General features: G+C 72.0%; 1 protein-coding gene. It reads left to right on the forward strand.

Annotation, left to right across the window (positions count from 1 at the left end; translation table 11 throughout):
* The first annotated feature begins 292 nt into the window (after positions 1–292).
* Complete coding sequence (locus tag EAO72_RS41640; RefSeq protein ID WP_148022565.1) at positions 293–541, forward strand: HGxxPAAW family protein; 249 nt, start codon at positions 293–295, stop codon at positions 539–541.
* Positions 542–646 lie beyond the last annotated feature (105 nt).

Raw genomic sequence — 646 nt, forward strand, 5'->3', positions numbered from 1 at the left:
GCAGAGGCCGACCGCGCCCCGTGTGCCGGTCGTCTCGGGGCATCCGGCAACGGGGGCGGCGAAAGGAGCCCGCGTCGCCGCCCCCGTTGCCGGATGCGCTCAGTTGCCGCCGAGCCGGTTGGCGGTGTGCACGGCGCGCAGCACCGCGGCGAGGACCCGACGCGCGAGGCATGACCCCCAGCTCATGTCGCACCCGCCCGTACGGGACAATGACCGTGAGCTCGTAGCACGGCGGCACGGTCGCGGCGACCCCGAGCGATACCAACAGCGCAACACCAACGAGGAGCAACTCATGGCGGGCAGCAGCCACGGACACACCCCGGCCGCCTGGACCGGTGTCATCATCGCCTTCATCGGCTTCTGCATCGCGGGCGTCTTCATGGTCGCGGCCAACCCGCTGGGCTTCTGGGCCGGAATCGTCGTCGTCTTCGTCGGCGGGATCGTCGGCCTCGCGATGAAGGCCGCCGGCCTCGGCATGCCGAAGGAGTCGGCGGAGCTGGCGGCGGCCAGGGCCCGCGCCGGGCAGGCGCAGACCTCCTGAATCCGTTCCGAGGACGCACACGTGCGAGGCGCAGCCCGGTCCGGGCTGCGCCTTTCCGTGTGAACGGCGACAATCACCGAGTGGACGCATCGCCTTCCCCCGCCC

This window comes from Streptomyces sp. OR43 (assembly GCF_008042275.1).
GTDB lineage: Bacteria > Actinomycetota > Actinomycetes > Streptomycetales > Streptomycetaceae > Streptomyces.

Coding starts and splice junctions, on each gene's coding strand:
- EAO72_RS41640 (WP_148022565.1), top strand. CDS start 293: ATGGCGGGCAGCAGCCACGGACACACCCCGGCCGCCTGGACCGGTGTC.